This window comes from Micromonospora sp. NPDC049836 (assembly GCF_044465125.1).
Taxonomy (GTDB): domain Bacteria; phylum Actinomycetota; class Actinomycetes; order Mycobacteriales; family Micromonosporaceae; genus Micromonospora.
The window spans coordinates 1-1,697 of record NZ_JBITLH010000039.1; the positions used below are offsets into that span (position 1 = coordinate 1).

1 protein-coding gene is annotated in these 1,697 nt (G+C 68.4%); it reads right to left on the bottom strand.

The features are described from left to right. Positions 1–16: 16 nt before the first annotated feature. Positions 17–1,546: an IS1634 family transposase gene (locus tag ACIBPB_RS33625; RefSeq protein WP_396843257.1), complete on the bottom strand. Its 1,530-nt coding sequence runs from the start codon at positions 1,544–1,546 to the stop codon at positions 17–19. Positions 1,547–1,697: the final 151 nt, after the last annotated feature.

A 1,697-nucleotide genomic window follows, 5' to 3' on the forward strand; every position in this document is an offset into this window, starting at 1 on the left:
ACCCGACTTGGGCCAATTAGTGCGTGCCGTGGATCGCGTCGAGAGCGGCGTGGAGGTCGTCGGGTAGGGGGTCAGCAGCGGTGATCGTGTGTTCCCCGGCCTGGATGTGGATGGTGCGGTAGCGGCGGGCGGTGGTGACGAAGCGTTTGATGGTCCAGCCGGTGGTGTTCTCGATCCAGCGGGACACGGCCAGGGCGGCGAACACGATGGTCAGGTGGGCTTCGATCGATTCGCGGGTGTGGTGGTAGACCGGCCGGGCAGCCAGGTCGGTCTTGGACATCCGGAAGGACTTCTCGACCTGTAGCAGCCGGCTGTAGGCGCCGATGACCTGCTCGGGTTGGGGGTTGGGCAGGTTGGTGATGTAGCCCTTGATCCCGGCCAGGGCCCGGTTCTTGGCCTCCAGGGCCCGGTTCACGCTTTTGGTCGCGCCGGTCAGGCGCACGTACCGGTTCCGCTTGACCGCTGTCCGGCCTGCGACGGCGTTCTCGGCCTTGGCGACCTGGGTGTCGATACCCCGAAGGGTGCGTCGGGCCCGATCCGCCTTGTACTGGTAGAAGATCGTGTGGTCGCGGCGGCTGTCTCCGGGACCGGCGGGCCAGGGCTGGACGAACACGTGCCCGTCCGGGATCTCGGTGTCGGGGTGGGCGTCGCGCCATTCGGTGACGACGTAGGGCACGTCGGGGACGCGGGCACCGAGGATGAACGACAGCCCCGCCTGTTCGATGGCGCGTTTGTTCGCCTCTGACACCATCCCGGCGTCGGCTACGACCGTGACATCCGGCAGGTGGTGCGCGTTCAGGAAGGCCCGTAGGACCGGCAGCATGGTGGTGGTCTCGGCCCGGTTGCCCTCGAACGCGTGCACCATCAGCGGGAACCCCGACCCGTCGGTGAGCAGCCCGACAGTGATCTGCGGCTCCAGCCGGCGTTCCTTCGAGAATCCCGGCTCGCGGAACCCGTCTGCTTCGTCGGTCTCGAAGTACAGCGTGGTGACGTCGTAGAGCAGCAACGTCGTCGGGCCCAAGCTGACGTGCTCGGCGCAGGCGCGTGCCAGCCGGGCCCGCCACCGCCCGCCAGCGGGATCGACTTGCCCAGGCTCCGAGTCATCGGCGTCCCGGGCGGCGTCGTCGGGGTTCTGATCGGCGCCAGCGTAGATGCGCAGCCGTCGCTTCACCGTCCGGTAGGACGGCGGGTCCATACCGGCCTCGGCAAGTACCCGTAGGGAGTCCAGCTTGCTGGTCGGCTCGATGATCCTGGCCAACACCAGCGCCTTGAACACCTCGTCCCGGCCAGTCGCGGACGCGAACCCCAACACGTCGTAGCCACGGCCGAGCGCGTCCAGCAGATGCCCCATCCGTGACGAGGTGATCGGCAACGCTGCGCCCTGGTTGGCCGGGCTGCCCGGCAGTCGCAGGTCCAACTCGCCCTGCCCCGCGGCCAGCCGCTGCCGCGCCACCGCCTTGAGTAGCTCCAGATCCGCATCCGTGTGCGCGGATCCGATGTGCTCGATGTCCCGCGAGCCCCGCCGCTGGGAGTGCACGATCTGCACCGCCCGCGCTCCGGACGCCGTCTTCACCGTCCGCACGTACGCCACATCCGACACCATAGAACCCGACCCATTTAGTGCGTGCCTCCCGACACAACACCCCAGGTCACAGCCCCGCAGACCCCAGAATCAGCCAACCGTGGCCCAAGTCGGG